12 protein-coding genes are annotated in these 16465 nt (G+C 59.1%); 5 read left to right on the top strand and 7 right to left on the bottom strand.

Annotated features, from left to right (window positions below):
* Positions 1–25 precede the first annotated feature (25 nt).
* Entirely contained in the window at positions 26–1348 is a 1323-nt protein-coding gene (locus tag MUN46_RS02800) for a coproporphyrinogen III oxidase family protein (RefSeq protein WP_243376829.1), read from the top strand.
* 6 nt (positions 1349–1354) lie between these two features.
* On the opposite strand, the gene MUN46_RS02795 is transcribed toward MUN46_RS02800, so the two are convergent.
* Entirely contained in the window at positions 1355–1909 is a 555-nt protein-coding gene (locus tag MUN46_RS02795; protein WP_243376828.1) for a YaeQ family protein, read from the bottom strand.
* A gap of 301 nt (positions 1910–2210) precedes the next feature.
* Between MUN46_RS02795 and MUN46_RS02790 the strand changes: the two genes are divergently transcribed.
* From MUN46_RS02790 to MUN46_RS02775, 4 genes are all read left to right on the top strand, one after another.
* Positions 2211–2708, top strand: a complete 498-nt coding sequence (locus MUN46_RS02790) for an SNARE-associated domain-containing protein (protein WP_243376827.1) — start codon at positions 2211–2213, stop codon at positions 2706–2708.
* 4 nt (positions 2709–2712) lie between these two features.
* Entirely contained in the window at positions 2713–3369 is a 657-nt protein-coding gene (locus tag MUN46_RS02785) for a response regulator (RefSeq protein ID WP_243376826.1), read from the top strand.
* A 6-nt stretch (positions 3370–3375) separates the two neighbouring features.
* Positions 3376–4746, top strand: a complete 1371-nt coding sequence (locus MUN46_RS02780) for an ATP-binding protein (RefSeq protein WP_243376825.1) — start codon at positions 3376–3378, stop codon at positions 4744–4746.
* A gap of 110 nt (positions 4747–4856) precedes the next feature.
* Positions 4857–6314, top strand: a complete 1458-nt coding sequence (locus tag MUN46_RS02775) for a Do family serine endopeptidase (protein WP_285230545.1) — start codon at positions 4857–4859, stop codon at positions 6312–6314.
* Positions 6315–6366: 52 nt separating this feature from the next.
* On the opposite strand, the gene MUN46_RS02770 is transcribed toward MUN46_RS02775, so the two are convergent.
* From MUN46_RS02770 to glmU, 6 genes are all read right to left on the bottom strand, one after another.
* Positions 6367–7038: a TetR/AcrR family transcriptional regulator gene (locus tag MUN46_RS02770; protein WP_281069870.1), complete on the bottom strand. Its 672-nt coding sequence runs from the start codon at positions 7036–7038 to the stop codon at positions 6367–6369.
* Positions 7035–8450 carry an efflux transporter outer membrane subunit gene (locus MUN46_RS02765; protein ID WP_285230544.1) on the bottom strand — a complete coding sequence of 472 codons (1416 nt, stop codon included), beginning with the start codon at positions 8448–8450 and terminating at the stop codon, positions 7035–7037. Before MUN46_RS02765 ends, MUN46_RS02770 begins: the two co-directional genes overlap by 4 nt.
* A 68-nt stretch (positions 8451–8518) precedes the next feature.
* Positions 8519–11662 (bottom strand): efflux RND transporter permease subunit, encoded by a 3144-nt coding sequence (locus MUN46_RS02760; RefSeq protein ID WP_243376821.1) that lies wholly within the window; start codon positions 11660–11662, stop codon positions 8519–8521.
* Positions 11663–11680: 18 nt separating this feature from the next.
* Positions 11681–12910 (bottom strand): efflux RND transporter periplasmic adaptor subunit, encoded by a 1230-nt coding sequence (locus MUN46_RS02755; RefSeq protein WP_243376820.1) that lies wholly within the window; start codon positions 12908–12910, stop codon positions 11681–11683.
* A gap of 286 nt (positions 12911–13196) precedes the next feature.
* Positions 13197–15029, bottom strand: a complete 1833-nt coding sequence (gene glmS, locus MUN46_RS02750; protein ID WP_243376819.1) for a glutamine--fructose-6-phosphate transaminase (isomerizing) — start codon at positions 15027–15029, stop codon at positions 13197–13199.
* Positions 15030–15045: 16 nt separating this feature from the next.
* On the bottom strand, positions 15046–16401 hold the full coding sequence (glmU, locus tag MUN46_RS02745) for a bifunctional UDP-N-acetylglucosamine diphosphorylase/glucosamine-1-phosphate N-acetyltransferase GlmU (RefSeq protein ID WP_243376818.1): 1356 nt from the start codon (positions 16399–16401) through the stop codon (positions 15046–15048).
* Positions 16402–16465 lie beyond the last annotated feature (64 nt).

Genomic DNA, 16465 nt, shown 5'->3' with positions numbered 1-16465 from the left:
ACACGCCTGTTTTTTTCTGATACCCATGCCAATTGACACCGAGCAGCCTCTTTCGTTCACTCACGGCCAGCACATCATGCCGGACTGGCAGGTCCACCTGACAGACCGGATCATGCAGTTTTACATCGACAGGGGACTTTCTGTGGACCCGGTGGTGCTCAAGACGCCGCCCGCTCCTCAGGAAGGGCACCGGTACCTGCTTTACATGCACGTGCCTTTCTGCCATACGCTGTGCACCTACTGCACCTTCCATCGATTCCTGTTCAAGGAATACAAGGCCCGGGAATATTTCAAAAACCTCCGGGCCGAGATGCAGATGGCCAAGGACCTGGGCTACGATTTCCAGTCCGTTTACGTGGGGGGCGGCACGACCACCATTCTGGAAGACGAACTGATCAGGACGCTCGAACTGGCGAGGAAGCTGTTCCCCGGCATCAAGGAGGTTTCCTGCGAGACAGACCCCAAGGAAATCGCCAGCCCCAGCTTCAAAAACCTCAAGGGGCTGGTCGACCGCATGTCCATCGGCGTGCAGAGCTTCGACGACGGCATCCTTCGTCTTACCGAACGCGACAAGTTCGGAACCGGCGCTGAAATCTACGACCGAATCGCCGCCTGCCAGGACCTGTTCCCAACCTGCAACGTCGACATGATGTTCGGCTTCCGGGGCCAGTCCCTCGACATGATCGCCCGCGACATGGAGCTTATCCGCCAGCTCAACCCCCGCCAGGTTACAACCTACCCCCTCATGGTCACCAGCCAGACCCGCCGCAGCGTCAAGGGAGTCATTGCGGCCAAGGGCCAGGAGCTGTCGCAGCAGTACGACACCATTTTGAACACTCTGGGAAAGCATTACCGCCAGCTCACGTCATGGACTTTCGGCAGGACCAACGACGAGGGCATCGATGAGTACGTCATTGACCATGACGAATACCTCGGAATCGGCTCCGGATCATTCTCATTCCTCGGCAATGCTCTTTACGTCAACACATTCAGCCTGAGCAGGTACGCCCAGCGCATTCAGTCCGGACTGATGGGCACGGAGCGCCGCAGAATTTTCACCAAGCATCAGATCCTCCAGTACAGGCTCATGCTGAGCGTATTCGCAGGAAGGCTGAGCAGAAAATATTTCCGCGAAGTCCATGGCGTCAGCCTGGATACCGCGCTTTTTAAGGAAATGACCGGCCTGCGCCTGATCGGCGCGATCAGGCAGGATCCTCAGGACCCTGACCGGCTGATCGTGACCAAGAGAGGCAAGTTCCTCGGCCTCGTGATGCTGAAGGCCTTCTATTCGGGGATGGACAATGTCCGCGCACAGCTCAGGGCGCCCCTGAAGGCCTGCGACATGTAGCAGTCCTCAGTCGGCCCGAGGGGCTTTCAGGGTTCTCACATCGATTTCGATGTTGTGCCCGAGCGCATCGGCGACGTATGCGATCTTATCCTGGACCGTCACAGCCAGCCGCATATGCCGTCCGCACAGCCCGGCAAGGGCCGCGAGCTCGTCATCGGAAATCCAGTAGACGCCCAGGCGCCCCACTTTTTCAAAATCCGCGCGGCCGGACTGCCACCACTGGCTGATCCGACTCTCCCCATAGGACAGAACGATGACCTTTGAGCTTCTGCCGGCCGCCTTTCTGACGAGCTTCACGGCGGGCACGCCCAGCTCGATCCAGCGGCTGATCCATCCCGTGTCGTCGACGTCCATGAGTGCGGGCTCGCCGTCCCTCGACAGCCCGTCGATGAAGCGCAGCGTCGGGCTCCCCCACAGGCTGAAGGCGAGGAGACGCAGCATCAGGCGGCTCTCCGTTTCTGAGGGATGCCGGGCCACAGTGAGGGAATGGCTCGCATAATAACTGCGATCCAGATCAGAGATGTCCAGCTCCACTTTATAAATTGTTGAACCTAAAGCCATAACCAGCCACCCGGAGTACAAGTCTTTAAGGTTATCACCAACCGGACCGGTCCAGAAGCCCGCTGCGGTCAGAGCGCACCCGCCCTGCTGATAAAATCCCGGCATCGGTCTGCGGCAGTCTGGCAGAAAATCCGCCTGCCGCCGCAAGTCTGCTCTGGCAAGGATCTATCCTGCAAACGTTTCCGAGCATATGCTTTCATTTTCCCAACTGCTGCCCGCCATGTCCGTTCTGAGCGCCGCCGCGGCCTGGGGCCTGCCGGCCGCAGGCCTGGCCGTTCTGCTCGGCGGAGAAACCCTGGCCGTGCTCGCTGCCTTTCTGGCGGCCTCGGGCATCCTTCCTCCCGTCCAGACCGCCTGCGTGATCTTTGCCGCCGCTGTTCTCTCGGATCTGTTCTGGTTTTTCGCGGGCAGAAGGCACCTCGGCTGGCCCCTGCCTTGGCCAGGCCGGGTTTCACCCCTGCTGCGCACGCATCGCATCGGGCTTCCCAGGAGACTGCCGGGGCTGCTTTTCTATCGCGTGCTGCCGCTGCCGAAATCGAGTTTTCCAATGCGCGCCGGCTTCGCGAAGCGGCTCTCTGCCGGCCGTTTCGCAGCCCTGTGTTTATTCGGGTGTCTGCTTTGGACGGCCTTTGTCTGTGCGGCGGGCGCGGTTTTCTGCGCGGCCGCGGAATACTGGACCGCAAGCAGGGTTTCTGTCTGGAACCGTCTGCCGGGTTTTCTTCTGCTGCTGGCCGTGCTTTTTCCCTGTCTTCGCTATATCCTTTGGCATGAATGGGAAAAATTTTTTTCCGGGGACTGACCGCATGCGAATTTTACTGGTCGAAGACGATCCTATGATCGGTGAGAGTGTTTCCGACTGGCTGCAGGGCGAGGGCTATGCCGTTGACTGGCTGCAGGACGGCGACTCTGCCCTGCTCGCCCTCAAAACCACGGGTTTTTCCATGGTTATCCTGGATCTGGGCCTGCCAGGGATGGACGGACTTGATCTGCTCAAGGAAATCCGCCGCCTGAAAAACGACCTTCCCGTACTCGTAACGACAGCCCGGGACACGCTGGACGACAAAATAAAAGGACTGGACTCCGGGGCGGATGACTACCTGATCAAACCTTTTGACCTTGAAGAACTTTCCGCAAGAATCCGCGCCTTGTCACGCAGGGCCAGCGGCCGGGCTGAACCCGTCATAACGCGAGGCAAGCTTCAGATCCGGCCGGCAACGCGCGAAGTCTTCTACGAGGGCAAACCGGTTATCCTCTCTGCCAAGGAGTATGCGCTTCTTGAGGCCCTGGCGGAGCGACCAGGCGTCGTGCAGCCCCGCTCGAAGCTTGAGGAAAACCTGTACAACTGGGATTCCGCCGTCGGCTCCAATGCCATAGAAGTCCACATCCACCACTTAAGGAAGAAACTTTCTGAGGATGCCATCAAGACAGTGCGGGGCGTTGGCTATCTGCTCGAAACATAACCTGCCATGGGCTCCATCAGAACACGGCTCCTTTTCACGCTGATTTTTGTCCAGCTGGTTGGCGGATTCATTGCGGGATGGGCGGCTCTGCACTCTGCGGAGGAGGAGTTTGACCGCCTGCTCGACCGCGAGCTGCAGCAGACTGCCAGCGCCATGGCCAGAAGAGGAAGTCTCTCCCCCTCGCAAGTCACGCTGGTCGGCAGCAACCCGGAGCACCAGGTCCGCCTGCAGATCTACGACTCGGCCAGCAACAGGCTTTTTCTGTCGGACAAAACAGAACCTTTTCCGATTCTCGAAAAGGAAGGATTTTCCACTCTGAATCTCGCAGGAAGCGACTGGCGTGTCTACACCATGCCGTCGGGCACTGAAATCATCGAGGCAGGCCAGCCCGTACGGGTCCGCACGAGCCTCGCAGCCATGTCGTCGCTGCGCATTCTTCAGCCTTTCCTTTTCGCCGTCCCCATCTCCGCCATTCTGATCTGGCTCATTGTGGGCCAGGGACTCGCCCCGCTGGACAGAACCGCCCGCTCCGTGGCCCAGCGATCCCCCTCTTCGCTCACGCCTCTCCCGACCGAGGGCCTGCCCGAAGAGCTGCGTTCCCTGGTGGAAGAGCTCAACCGCCTGCTGAAGCGCCTCTCTGTGAGTCTTGATGCGCAGAAGCGCTTCGCCGCCGATGCTGCCCATGAGCTGCGGACACCGCTCACTGCGATCAAGCTGCAGGCGCAGCTCGCCCGGAAAGCCGACTCGGACGAAAAGCGCATGAAGTACTTTCTGCGGCTTGATGAGGGCATTGCCCGGGCGACCCATCTGATCGAGCAGCTGCTCACAATCGCGCGCCTTGACCCAGATTCCGTTCAGCACCCGCAGTCTTCCGTTCGAGTGGATGAAATGCTCTGCGCGATCGCCAGTGAAATGCAGCCCATCGCACGGCAGAAAAACATCACTGTCTCGTCCTCCTCCCCGAGCCTCACAGTTCTGGGGATGCCCGACGCCCTGCATCTCATGGTGACCAACCTCACCGACAATGCCATCAAGTACACGCCTGAAAACGGGCGAATTGAACTCTCCGCATCTTCGGATGCACATGGGGTGCTGATCCGCGTCTCAGACAATGGACCAGGAATTCCGGAAAAAGACCGCAGCCGCGTGTTTGAACGCTTCTACAGAGCCCTTGGCACCCACACATCAGGCACCGGGCTGGGCCTTGCCATTGTCAGGCGCATCGTCGACATCCATCACGGCAGCATCAGGGTGCTCGACGGGCTGGACGGCCGCGGCACGACCATGGAAATCCGGCTTCCTCGGCCGGATACCCCCGCTGATGACAAATTTTTGTTACAAAGCCGGGGGGACAGTCACAACTCGAACACAAACTGATAAACGCAGATATATCGTTTTCCATTATCTTTATGGCTATCTGCAGGCGTTGCCCAGAGGGCCTGCGCGCTCATTTTTCGAGGAGATTCACGTTGTTTTCTTCCAAATTCATGAAACCCGCCCTGGTTACGGCAGCCATTGTGGCCGCGTTCGCAGGCGGAGTCTTCACGGCCAATGCAAAAAACGCCGCCTCACCTTCGGCTGCCGCCCCCGGCCCCATCATCAATCAGCAGAAGCTGCCGGACTTTACGGTCCTCGTGGATCACTACGGCAAGGCTGTTGTGAACATTTCCATGGTCAAGAAGGCGCACAAGGAAAAAGTCAACGGCCTGTTCAACAATATCCCGGATGACCAGGCAGAAATCTTCAGGCGCTTCGGCTTCCCCTTCTTCGGCGGGGGAGAGCGCACCGTCCCTGAGCAGCGGGGCACTGGATCTGGCTTTATCATCAGCTCTGACGGCCTGATTCTCACCAATGCGCATGTGGTGAGCGATGCCGACGAGATCATCGTCCGGCTGACCGATGACCGGGAATTCAAAGGCAAGGTCCTCGGCTACGACGAACAGACGGATATTGCTGTCGTGAAAATTGACGCTAAGGGGCTTCCTGTCGTCCGCCTCGGCAACAGCGACAATGTCAAGGTCGGCGAATGGGTGGCGGCCATCGGCAGTCCGTTCGGCCTTACCAACTCCGTCACGGCGGGCATCGTTTCTGCCAAATCCCGCAACATTGAGGAAAACATCGTCCCGTTCATACAGACGGACGTCGCCATCAACCCGGGCAACTCCGGTGGTCCGCTGTTCAACATGAACGGCGAAGTGATCGGCATCAACTCGCAGATTTTCTCGACTTCCGGCGGATCAATGGGCCTTTCCTTCGCGATCCCGATCAACATTGCGAGCCAGGTCAAAGACCAGATCATCAAAAACGGGAAAGTAACCCGCGGCCGTCTCGGGGTCATGGTGCAGCAGCTGTCGCCGGAACTGGCAAAGAGCTTCGGACTTCCTGAGGAAACCAAAGGAGCCGTCATCGCTCAGGTTGAGGCCAACGGCCCCGCCGCAAACTCCGGCCTGAAGCCTGGGGACATCATCACTGCCGTCAACGGAGAAAAAATCAAGAGCTTCAGCGACGTACCGAGGCTGATCTCGTTTACAAAGCCTGGCACCCGCATCGAGCTGACCGTTCTGCGCGATAAGAAGCAGATCAGCATTCCTGTCACCATCGGGAGCTCGACGGAAAGTGCACATGCGGCTAAAGGCTCGGACAGCGACGACTCTCAGGGCGCGGTAAAACAGGAATCCCAGGGCAGACTCGGCGTTACCGTTCGCCCGCTGACGGCTAAGGAAGCAAAGAGAGCCGGCACTTCCGGTCTTCTGATCGCACAGGCTGAAGGCGCGGCTGCGAAAGCCGGGATTCGTCCGGGGGACATCATCGTGTCCGTAAACGGAACCCCGGTTAAGACCAACGGAGACCTTTCCAAGGCTCTCAAGGGACGCAAGCAGATTGCGCTTCTCATCCAGAGAAACAAGAGCAGGATCTTCGTCCCGATTGAGCTGCAGGCCAAGTAAGGGAGGAGCCGGCACGCTCCCGGCGGGAGATCCCTTTCCCGCCGCGGAGCCTTCATTCCCCTTTGCCGGACGGTGAAGGGGAATGCCCCGAGCCTGAGCCCTCTGCGGCTACGATGGGAAAACCGTCTAGGTTCATCAGCAGTTGGACGACAATCGGCGTCAGGGCCTCAAGGGAAAGATCCGATCTGGAAATGGACAAAAAGCAAAGGCCGTTGAAAATGGCGTTTCCAACGGCAAGCCTGTAGACCAAATCCTTAGGCGGTTCGCGGTTCAGGGCCTGATAGCGCTCCAGCGCCTGCTGAGTCAGATACTTGGCGGCTTCCTGCTCTGCGCTCCTGATGATCCGGGCGATTTTTTCGTTGCGCAGGCTCTCGGCGGCTATTTCAAACAGCAGAGCCTTATCGCCGCTGTTGATTCTTTTATCAAGTTCCCTGTAGACGATTTTGTAGAGTCTTTCCTTCTGGATCTCAGGGTCTTTCTCTGCAACTATCAGAGTCTCGCTGATGTACTGCTTCAGCCATCGGGCCACCAGGGCCCCGATGATATCTTCCTTGCTGTTGAAGTAGTTGTAGATGTGCCCCGCGCTCATTCCAAAGGCCTTGGCAACGGAGCTCATGCTGGCCGCGTGGAATCCTTTTTCGCGGAAACAGAGAAGGGCGGCATCCAGAATCTCCTCCCTCCTCTGCGCCGCTTTGGAGCCTCTGCGTTTGACTCCTTCCTTCATGATGCCTTGTTGCCCCCGCGGACCGGATTCTCTATCTCCTGCCCTCCGCCCAGCACCTTGTAGAGCGTCACAAGGCTGGCTGCGCGGGACAGCTGTGTCTGAATCTGAGTCTGCTGAGCAGCCACCATCGTTCTCTGGGCATCCAGAACCGAAAGGAAATTGTCAACGCCATGCTTGTATCTGGTCATGGCAAGATCGTAGGCCGTTTCTGAGGCTTTGACGAGCTCATCCTGAGCCGCCAGCCGCTTGGTCACCGTGCTTTCCGTAGACAGAGCATCATTCACTTCCCGGAAGGCCGACTGAATCGCCTTTTCATAGGCCGCCACCATTTCCTTCTGGTAAACCTTCGCAGCCTCAAGATTGGCTACGTTCGCCCCGCCCTGGAAAATAGGCAGGGAAACCGTCGGCGCGAAAGACCATGTGCCCCGGCCGCCGCTGAAGAGATCAGAAAGATCCGTAGAGGCAGTTCCTATGGCTCCCGTCAGAGCGACTCTCGGGAAGAAAGCGGCCCGCGCCACCCCGATGCTCGCATTGGCTGAACGGAGGTTGCGCTCGGCCTCGGCTATGTCGGGCCTGCGCAGCAGCACCTCGGAGGGCAGCCCCGCGGGAAGCGAAGCAGGAAGCGTAGCCTTCAAAGAAATCTGCCGCGGCAGAAGCTCCTGAGGCACCTCCGCTCCCACAAGCAGGCGCAGCGCGTTTTCGTCCTGGGTCAGGCTATTCTGAGCAACCTGCACCGAGGCCTTGGCAGAGGCCACCGTCTGCTGGGACTGAGACAGTTCGAGCTTGTTGGCCGTACCAGACTGGTAGCTCTTTTCCACCAAGGAGTAAGTCTGCTGCTGACTGCGAAGCGTTGTATTGGCCAGATCAAGCGCGGCATGATCCGCCCCGATTGACAGCCACATCGTGGCCACTTCCGCGATGAGGGTGTTCTGGGCACTCCGATGCGCGTCCTCTCCGGCCAGATAAGCCTGCAGCGCCTGTTCATTCAGATTGCGTATGCGTCCGAAAAAGTCGATCTCGTAGGAGGACATCGCGAGATCCGCCGCATAGACATGGGAAATCCGCGAGGCTCCGGGAGTGAGCGTATCCACGGAGGACCTGGCGTGACTGCCGGAAGCCGTCGCGGACACGGACGGGAATAGATCTGCCCGCGACACGCGATAGAGCGCCCGCAGCCTCTCGACCTCGAGCATGGCCCTGCGCAGGTCCCTGTTGTTGTCCAGAGCCATGCGTATGACTTTCTTCAGCCTTTCGTCCAGGAAAAACTGCTCCCAAACCACGAGCTCAGCCTGCTTGACACCGGCCGCCGCAGGATCCACGGCCCAGCGTCCAGTGGTCTCAGCCGGCGCAGCAGGCTGTTTATAAGCCGGCGCCAGGTTGACGCACCCTGAAAGCAGCAATGCCGAGGACACTGCGCCTAAGCCCAAAAAGGCACGGCGGGAGACGTATACAGTTTTCTTTTTCATTTTCAACATCCCACTCAGACCGCAGCGCCCTTATCGTCGGGCAGCTGGCGGCGCTTAGTCCTGAAGATGCGGTTCACCTGCACATAGAACATGGGCACCAGGCACACGCACAGAATAGTGCCCGTAATGATGCCGCCAAGAACGGCCATGCCGATCGCGTTCTGCGCGCCGGCTCCGGCTCCATGCGCCAGGACCAGCGGAACAACGCCCAGCCCGAAGGCAAGCGAAGTCATGACGATCGGGCGGAAGCGGAGCTTTACGGCATCCAGAGAAGCGGTAATCAGATCTTCCCCGGCGTCATAGAGCATCTTCGCAAACTCGACAATCAGAATGGCGTTCTTGGAAACGAGGCCGATCGTCGTAAGCATGCCGACCTGGAAGTACACGTCGTTGTGGCCTCCCAGCAGCCCCGTCATCGCCAATGCACCCAGCACGCCTGTCGGCACGACCAGCAGAATGGAGATCGGGATCGTCCAGGACTCGTACAGAGCCGCCAGGCAGAGGAACACCACCAGCAGGGACAGCGCGTACAGGGGCGCCGCAGCCTGGCTGGCCATGCGTTCCTGATAAGACACGCCATTCCATTCGATGGCATATCCTGCGGGCAGCTTCTTGGCGATTTCCTCCACGGCGTCCATGGCCGTACCGGAGGAGACTCCCGGGGCCGCGTTGCCCTGGATGTTGACAGCTGCGTTGGCGTTAAACCTCTCCAGTCTCGGGGAACCGAATGTCCAGCTGCCGGTGGAGAAACCGGAGAAGGGCACGAGTTCGCCGGAAGAGTTGCGGACATACCACTGCTTCAGGTCATCCGGGGTCATGCGGAAATGGGGATCGGCCTGAACGTAAACGCGCTTCACGCGCTCGCGGTCAATAAACAGGTTGACGTACGTTCCACCCCAGATCGTGCTGAGGTCCGTGTTGGCGTTGCTCAGCGTGATACCGTAGGATTGGAGTTTTTCACGATCCATCTCCAGCTTGTACTGCGGCGTGTCCTCCATGCCGTTCGGACGAACCAGGCTCAGGCGCGGATCCTTATTCGCCATCGCGAGGAACTGGTTGCGAACCTGCATCAGCTTTTCGTGCCCCTGACCCGACCGGTCTTCGATATACATATCGAAACCGTCCGCAATGCCCAGCTCAGGAATGGCGGGCGGCGGGAAAAACACGATGCGGGCGTCTTTGTACTTGGACATGGCGATATTGGCCCGCAGAGCGATGGACTGGGGATCAGACCCTTTGCCCGTTCTCTCGGCCCAGTCCTTGAGCTTCACGAAGCCCAGTCCCATGTTCTGGCCGCCGCCGGCCAGAGAGAAGCCGGCCACGTCGAAAACCGAATCCGTATACTTCTTTTCCTTGGAGAAGAAGTAATCGCGGATCTGCTTTTCAGCTTCCTGCACGCGCTCCTGAGCACTTCCCGCAGGCGTCTGAACGGTAAACATCATCGTCCCCTGGTCCTCTTCCGGAACAAAAGAGCCAGGCAGCTTCATAAAGCCGACCACGACCCCAATCCAGATCAGGGCGTAGACGCCGAGAGTCATCCAAAGATGATTGTGCGTCCACAGAACAAGGCGCCGGCAGTCATTGGACACCTTTTCAAAGCCACGGTTAAAGGCCCCGAAGAAACCTTTCTTCCCAAAGTGGTGGCTGTCCGAGACCGGCTTCAGAATCGATGCGCAGAGAGCCGGTGACAGAGACAAGGCCACGGTGACCGACAGGAGCATGGCCGTCACGATGGTGATGGAGAACTGCCGGTAAATCACGCCGGTAGAGCCTCCGAAGAATGCCATCGGGATGAACACTGCGGACAGAACCAGCGCCACGCCGACCAGAGCACCCGTGATCTGGGACATCGACTTGATGGTGGCGGTGCGGGCGTCTGTTCCGTCCTCCCGCATCACTCGCTCCACGTTCTCGACCACAACGATGGCGTCATCGACCAGCAGGCCGATTGCCAGCACCAAGCCGAACATGGTCAGCATGTTGAGCGTGAATCCCGTTAACTTGAGAACTGCAAAGGTGCCCAGCAACACCACCGGCACGGCAACTGCCGGGATCAACGTCGCTCTCCAGTTCTGAAGGAAGAGATACATCACGATCACGACCAGGATGATGGCCTCGATCAGAGTCTTCACTACTTCTTTCATGGCCGCCTTCACAAAGGGCGTCGTCTCATAGGGGTACACCACCTTCATGCCGGCCGGAAAGTAGGGCTGCAGCTCCGCCACCTTCTTTTTCACCAGATCCGCCGTTTCGATGGCGTTGGCGCCCGCAGACAGATAAATGGCAATACCCGAAGCCGGGATGCCGTTGTAGGTGCCCTGCACATCGTAAGACTGCCGCCCCAGCTCGATGTTTGCCACATCCGCCAGGCGCACGGTCGCTCCGGATTCCGTCGTTTTGACAATCAGCTTTTTAAAGTCATCCACCGATTTAAGCAGAGACTGCGCTGTAATTGTCGCGTTGAGCTCCACAGGCTGATCGCTCGGGTGAGGCAGCCCTCCCAGCTGACCGGCCGTGACCTGGGCGTTCTGAGCTGCAATGGCAGAGGTGACGTCAGAGGCCGTCAGGTTATAGGCGTAGAGCTTGTGGGGATCCAGCCAGACGCGCATGGCGTAGGAAGCGCCGAAAACCGTCGTCTGTCCGACGCCGGTAATTCGGGACAGCGGATCCTGCACCGTGTTGACCAGGAAGTCGCCCAGATCGGCCACCGAAAGACTTCCGTCATCGGTCGTAAAGGACACGACCATCAGGAAGCTCGCCGTTGACTTCTGAACCTGAATGCCCAGCCTGGTCACATCCTGAGGCAGCATGGCTTCAGCCATCGAAAGCTTGTTGTTCACCTGAACCTGAGCGATATCCGCATTGGTTCCCGGCGCAAATGTCAGGGTCATTTGCATGCGGCCGGTTCCGTCAGACTCATTGCTCATGTAGATCAGGCCGTCGAGGCCGACCATCTGCTGCTCGATCACCTGGGTGACCGTATTCTGCAGCGTCTCAGCGGAAGCGCCCGGGTAGTTGGCAACCACAGTCACCTGCGGGGGCGCAATCTGCGGGTACTGCGACACAGGCATGGTAAAGATGGACAGCGTCCCCATCAGCATGAGGACCAGCGCGATCACCCAGGCAAAAATCGGGCGGTCAATAAAAAATCTTGACATGGCGTCTCCCCCGAGGACTTACTTGGCCGCCGCGCTGGAGGCCGCAGCGGAGGCCGCAGGCGAAGCCTCAGACGGCTTCTGGGCCGCTGCCTGCGCGCTGCCCTTTTCCACGGCCGTGACAGAGGCCCCGGCGCGGACTTTATCCAGACCGGCATAAACCACTTTCTCGCCCACCTTGAGCCCCGACTCTACAACCCAGTCGGTTCCTCCAACGAGCGCCCCGGTCTTGATGCTTCTTTGCTCGATTTTATTGTCCGGGGTGACGACAAAAACGTACGGGTCGCCACGCATATCCCTCATGACGGAGCGGGCGCTTACTGTAATGGCGGAGGGCATGTTTCCTGCAGGCAGTGAAGCTCGGACAAACATGCCCGGCAGCAGCTCGCCCTTGGGATTGCTGACGACCGCTCTCAGGGTCACCGTTCCGGAATCTTCACCGACCGACACACCCCTAAAGGTGAGCCGGCCCATGATCGGGTAGACCGTTCCGTCTTCCAGGATGATTTTGACGGGAGTGGTTCCGTCTGCGTTGGACTTCAGCTTGCCCGAGGCAATGTCCCTGCGCAGCTGCAGAAGCTGCTTGTTGGTCTGCTGGACATCGACGTAAATCGGATCGAGCTGATGAATAACCGTCATGCGTTGCGCCTGGTAGGCTGTCATCAGTGCGCCGGGCGTCACCTCGGAAATGGAGACTCTCCCGCTGATTGGGGCGAGCACCGAGGTATAACGAACATTAATCTGGGCATTGGTCACAGCGGCGCGTGCGGACTTCACCGAGGCCTCCGCCGTCTGCACTCTGGCCTGAGCGGTGTCATCAGACTGCTTGGAAACGGCGTTGACCTTCACCAGGGCAGAAGAACGTGCGGCATCGGCCTTAGCCAGAGCCAGCTCCGCTTCAGCCTGGGCCAGAGAGGCCTTCGCGCTCGCTTCATTGGCGCGGTAAGTAGATGCATCAATCTGGTAAAGGGGCTGCCCCGCCTTCACCATTTGACCTTCAGTAAACAGACGCTTCTGAAGAACGCCGCTCACTTGAGGGCGAACCTCCGCCACGCGGTAAGCGACGGTGCGCCCCGAGATCTCCTCATCGACCTGGATGGGCCTGGCCGACACTGTGGCCACAGTCACCTCCACAGGAGGTGTCTTTGTCTGGGTGGCGGCCTGCTGCTTTCCGCATCCTGCCGCCAGAACCGCAGCGGCAATCACGGCCAAAGTGAGTGCTGTACGACGGGAGACTTGTCGAACGCTCATTATATAAATCTCCGAATTTCAATAGCTTAGCTACAATTATTCTGATTACTTTCAGAAAATTTCTACGAAAACCCGCAGAAGCTTCTGTTACAAAAACTGAACGAATGTTCATTTATACCACAGAAAAAAACACGCCGCCCCCTCTTCCCGCCTGCCTTTATTTTTATTTACGTTTGAACGGCGCATGCCTTTCTGGCTTCTGCCTCGGACGAAAACGCCCCGCCTGGGAGAGCGCGATGACGCTTTCCGCATAAAAAACAGGAGAAGCTGAAATGCGGCCTGACCGTTATTCGACAGTCACTGATTTAGCAAGATTTCTCGGCTTGTCCACATCCGTGCCGCGAATGAGGGCGGTGTGGTAAGCGAGCAGCTGCAGGGCCACCACGTGAAGGATGGGGGACAGGTCGCCGTAATGTTCCGGCAGCCTAAGCACATGCACTTTCTCTCCGCCCACGATGGCTGAGTCCCCATCGGCAAAGACGTAAAGCTCCCCGCCGCGGGCGCTCACCTCCGCCATGTTTCCCTTCAGCTTTTCCAAAAGGCTGTCATTGGGAGCCACGACCACAACCGGCATGGATGAGTCCACCAGCGCGAGCGGGCCGTGCTTGAGCTCCCCGGCAGGATAAGCCTCCGCATGGATGTAGCTGATTTCCTTGAGCTTAAGAGCTCCTTCCAGGGCAATGGGATAGTGCATCCCGCGGCCGAGGAAAAGCGCGTCCTGCTTGGTGGCGAAAATATCCGCCGTCGCCATGATCTGGGGCTCCAGGGCAAGAACCGCCTGAAGCGCGCTGGGGATGTGCCTGAGGGCCTTCATCCTCTGCTCTTCCTCCGCCAGAGGCAGCCGGCCGTGGAGCTTGGCCAGCACCAGCGTGAGCAGATACAGAGCCGCCAGCTGGGTCGTGAAGGCCTTCGTGGAGGCCACTCCGATTTCAACCCCGGCCCTTGTAATGTAGTGGAGCTCGCAGTTATGGACGAGCGCTGAAGTGGCCACATTGCAGATCGCAAGGGTATGCCTCATCCCCAGCGACTGGGCGTGGGCAAGTGCCGACAGGGTGTCCGAGGTCTCGCCGGACTGGGAAACGCAGACAACCAGCGAATCTTCATGCGGAATAGAGATCCGATAGCGGTATTCGCTTGCGATCTCAACCTCGCACGGGATGCCCGCGATCGCCTCAATCCAGTATTTGGCCGTCAGGCCCGCATAGTAGCTGGTTCCGCAGGCCAGTATCAGAATCCTCCGTATACGCCGGAACACTCCCTCCGCCTCTGGGCCGAAGATGCTGGGGACGATCCCGGCCACCCCCTCCAGAGTGTCGGCTATCGCGCGCGGCTGCTCGAAAATCTCCTTCTGCATGTAGTGGCGGTAGGGCCCCAGCGCAACATTGTTGTCGTGAGCCGTCACGACCTTGATGCGGCGCGAGACCGGCTCGGGCTTTCCGTCTCCGGCCGCCCTGAATATCTCTGCGGACTCCGGAGTGATGCGGGCAATATCCCCCTCCTCAAGAAACACAAAGCGCTCCGTGACGCCGCTCAGGGCCATCACGTCTGAGGCAAGGAAATTGGCCTTCTCCCCGAGCCCCATCACAAGGGGCGAGCCGCGGCGGGCTCCGACAACGACATGCGGCTCCTTCGTGCAGCAGACCGCTATCCCGAAGCTGCCGCGGAGGCGCGTCACCGCCCGCGACACGGCTTTCAGGAGATCTCCTTCATAATAAAAATGAATGAGATGGGCTATGACTTCTGTATCCGTCTGGCTTGCGAACTGATAGCCGCGGGATTCAAGCTCCTTCTTCAGCTCAGCATAATTTTCAATGATCCCGTTGTGGACGACTGCAATCATGCCGTTTGAAACAATGGGATGAGCGTTTCGAACCTCCGGGGCACCGTGCGTCGCCCAGCGCGTATGGGCGATGCCGGTCGTCCCCTCGAGCCCTTCATCCTGCACCTGTCGGGTGAGATCGGCCACGCGCCGGACCGTGCGTGCACGCTCCAGTTCCTGGCCGGGTCCGATGAGAGCGATGCCGCAGGAATCGTAGCCTCTGTATTCCAGTCTCCTTAAACCTTCCAGAAGAATCGGGGTGACGTTCCGGCAGCTGGCTGCCGCCATAATTCCGCACATATTCGTTCGCCTTTTTTTATTTCTTCACCGGCCGTTTCCAGCCGTCGATGGTGACCTGCCGCGCGCGAGAGAGAGTCAGTTTTTCTGCCGGCGCGTCATGCGCCAGCGTCGTTCCCGCGCCAAGAGTGGCACCGCAGCCAACCTTCACAGGCGCAATCAGCTGAGTGTCGGAGCCAATGAAGGCATCGTCTCCAATCTCAGTCCGAAATTTATTGACCCCGTCGTAGTTGCAGGTGATGGTTCCCGCGCCGATATTCACGCGGGCGCCCATGGTCGTGTCTCCGATATAAGACAGATGATTGACCTTGCTGCCCTGTCCAATGGTCGATTTCTTAATTTCGCAGAAATTCCCTATATGCGTCTGATCCGCCAGCCGGGCCCCGGGACGCAGCCTCGTGAAGGGACCGATTCTGGCTTCGCGGCCGATGCCGGCCCCGTCCGCGTGCGTGAAGGCCTGCAGCGCCGTATCTGAATCAACGACAGTGTCCTTCAAAACGCAGTAAGGGCCGACAGACACGCGGTCCCCCAGACGCACCTCGCCCTCGAAAACGCAGCCCACGTCAATGCTCACGTCTCTGCCGCAGATCAGGCTGCCTCGGACATCCAGGCGCCCGGGATCAGCCAGCGTTACGCCGGCCTCAAGCAGCCGGCGGGCCTCCGCGGCCTGCCAGGCGCGCTCTGCCTCCGCAAGCTGCCTCTTGTCATTGACGCCAAGAACCTCCCGGGAGTCATCCACAGCGTAGGACACCACGGAAATCCCTTCCTTTACAGCCATCCCGATGACGTCTGTCAGATAAAACTCTCCCTGGGCATTCGAATTGTTCAGGGCGGAGAGCCAGTGCCCGAGGAGCCGGGTCGGAAACACCATGATCCCGGAATTGACCTCCTGAATTTTCTGCTCTTCGGCGGTGGCGTCCTTCTGTTCAACGATTTTCTGCACCTTCCCCTGCCGGGAAACGATTCGTCCGTATCCGGCGGGGTCGTCCAGCACTGCCGTCAAAATGCCGACGCCGTCACCCGTCCTGCGGCAGAGTCCCTCGATCGTCGATTCCCGAATAAGAGGAACGTCACCAAGCAGCACCAGGGTCTGCCCGCAGGCCGGGTCAAGATACGGAAGAGCACATCGGACTGCGTCGCCTGTCCCCTGCTGGCAGGGCTGGACGGCGAAGCGAAGGCCGGCATGCTCTGACAGGCGCTGCCGGACGAGCTCTCCCCCATGGCCTATGACTACGACGACCGGATTCCCGCCAGCCTTTTCCGCCACCCGGACCACCCTCTCGACCATAGGCTGGCCCGCAACGGGCTGCAGCACCTTGGGAAGGTCTGAGCGCATTCGTTTGCCCTGCCCGGCAGCCAGAATAACTATGTTCATCCTTTGCACCTGCGAAATAGTGAATGCAAGCATTTTAAAAGGAAACCCGGAAGGGATCCCTGCT

Source organism: Mesosutterella faecium (genome assembly GCF_022809315.2).
GTDB lineage: Bacteria > Pseudomonadota > Gammaproteobacteria > Burkholderiales > Burkholderiaceae_F > Mesosutterella > Mesosutterella faecium.
Note: the sequence above shows the minus strand (reverse complement) of the source record. Positions and strands in the feature narration are given on the sequence as shown.

What these genes read in the sequence shown, in the direction of transcription:
- MUN46_RS02775 (WP_285230545.1), top strand. Translation starts at nt 4,857, where the DNA reads ATGAAACCCGCCCTGGTTACGGCAGCCATTGTGGCCGCGTTCGCAGGC.
- glmU (WP_243376818.1), bottom strand. Translation starts at nt 16,401, where the DNA reads ATGAACATAGTTATTCTGGCTGCCGGGCAGGGCAAACGAATGCGCTCA.
- MUN46_RS02755 (WP_243376820.1), bottom strand. Translation starts at nt 12,910, where the DNA reads ATGAGCGTTCGACAAGTCTCCCGTCGTACAGCACTCACTTTGGCCGTG.
- MUN46_RS02760 (WP_243376821.1), bottom strand. Translation starts at nt 11,662, where the DNA reads ATGTCAAGATTTTTTATTGACCGCCCGATTTTTGCCTGGGTGATCGCG.
- MUN46_RS02780 (WP_243376825.1), top strand. Translation starts at nt 3,376, where the DNA reads ATGGGCTCCATCAGAACACGGCTCCTTTTCACGCTGATTTTTGTCCAG.
- MUN46_RS02785 (WP_243376826.1), top strand. Translation starts at nt 2,713, where the DNA reads ATGCGAATTTTACTGGTCGAAGACGATCCTATGATCGGTGAGAGTGTT.
- MUN46_RS02770 (WP_281069870.1), bottom strand. Translation starts at nt 7,038, where the DNA reads ATGAAGGAAGGAGTCAAACGCAGAGGCTCCAAAGCGGCGCAGAGGAGG.
- MUN46_RS02795 (WP_243376828.1), bottom strand. Translation starts at nt 1,909, where the DNA reads ATGGCTTTAGGTTCAACAATTTATAAAGTGGAGCTGGACATCTCTGAT.
- MUN46_RS02800 (WP_243376829.1), top strand. Translation starts at nt 26, where the DNA reads ATGCCAATTGACACCGAGCAGCCTCTTTCGTTCACTCACGGCCAGCAC.
- glmS (WP_243376819.1), bottom strand. Translation starts at nt 15,029, where the DNA reads ATGTGCGGAATTATGGCGGCAGCCAGCTGCCGGAACGTCACCCCGATT.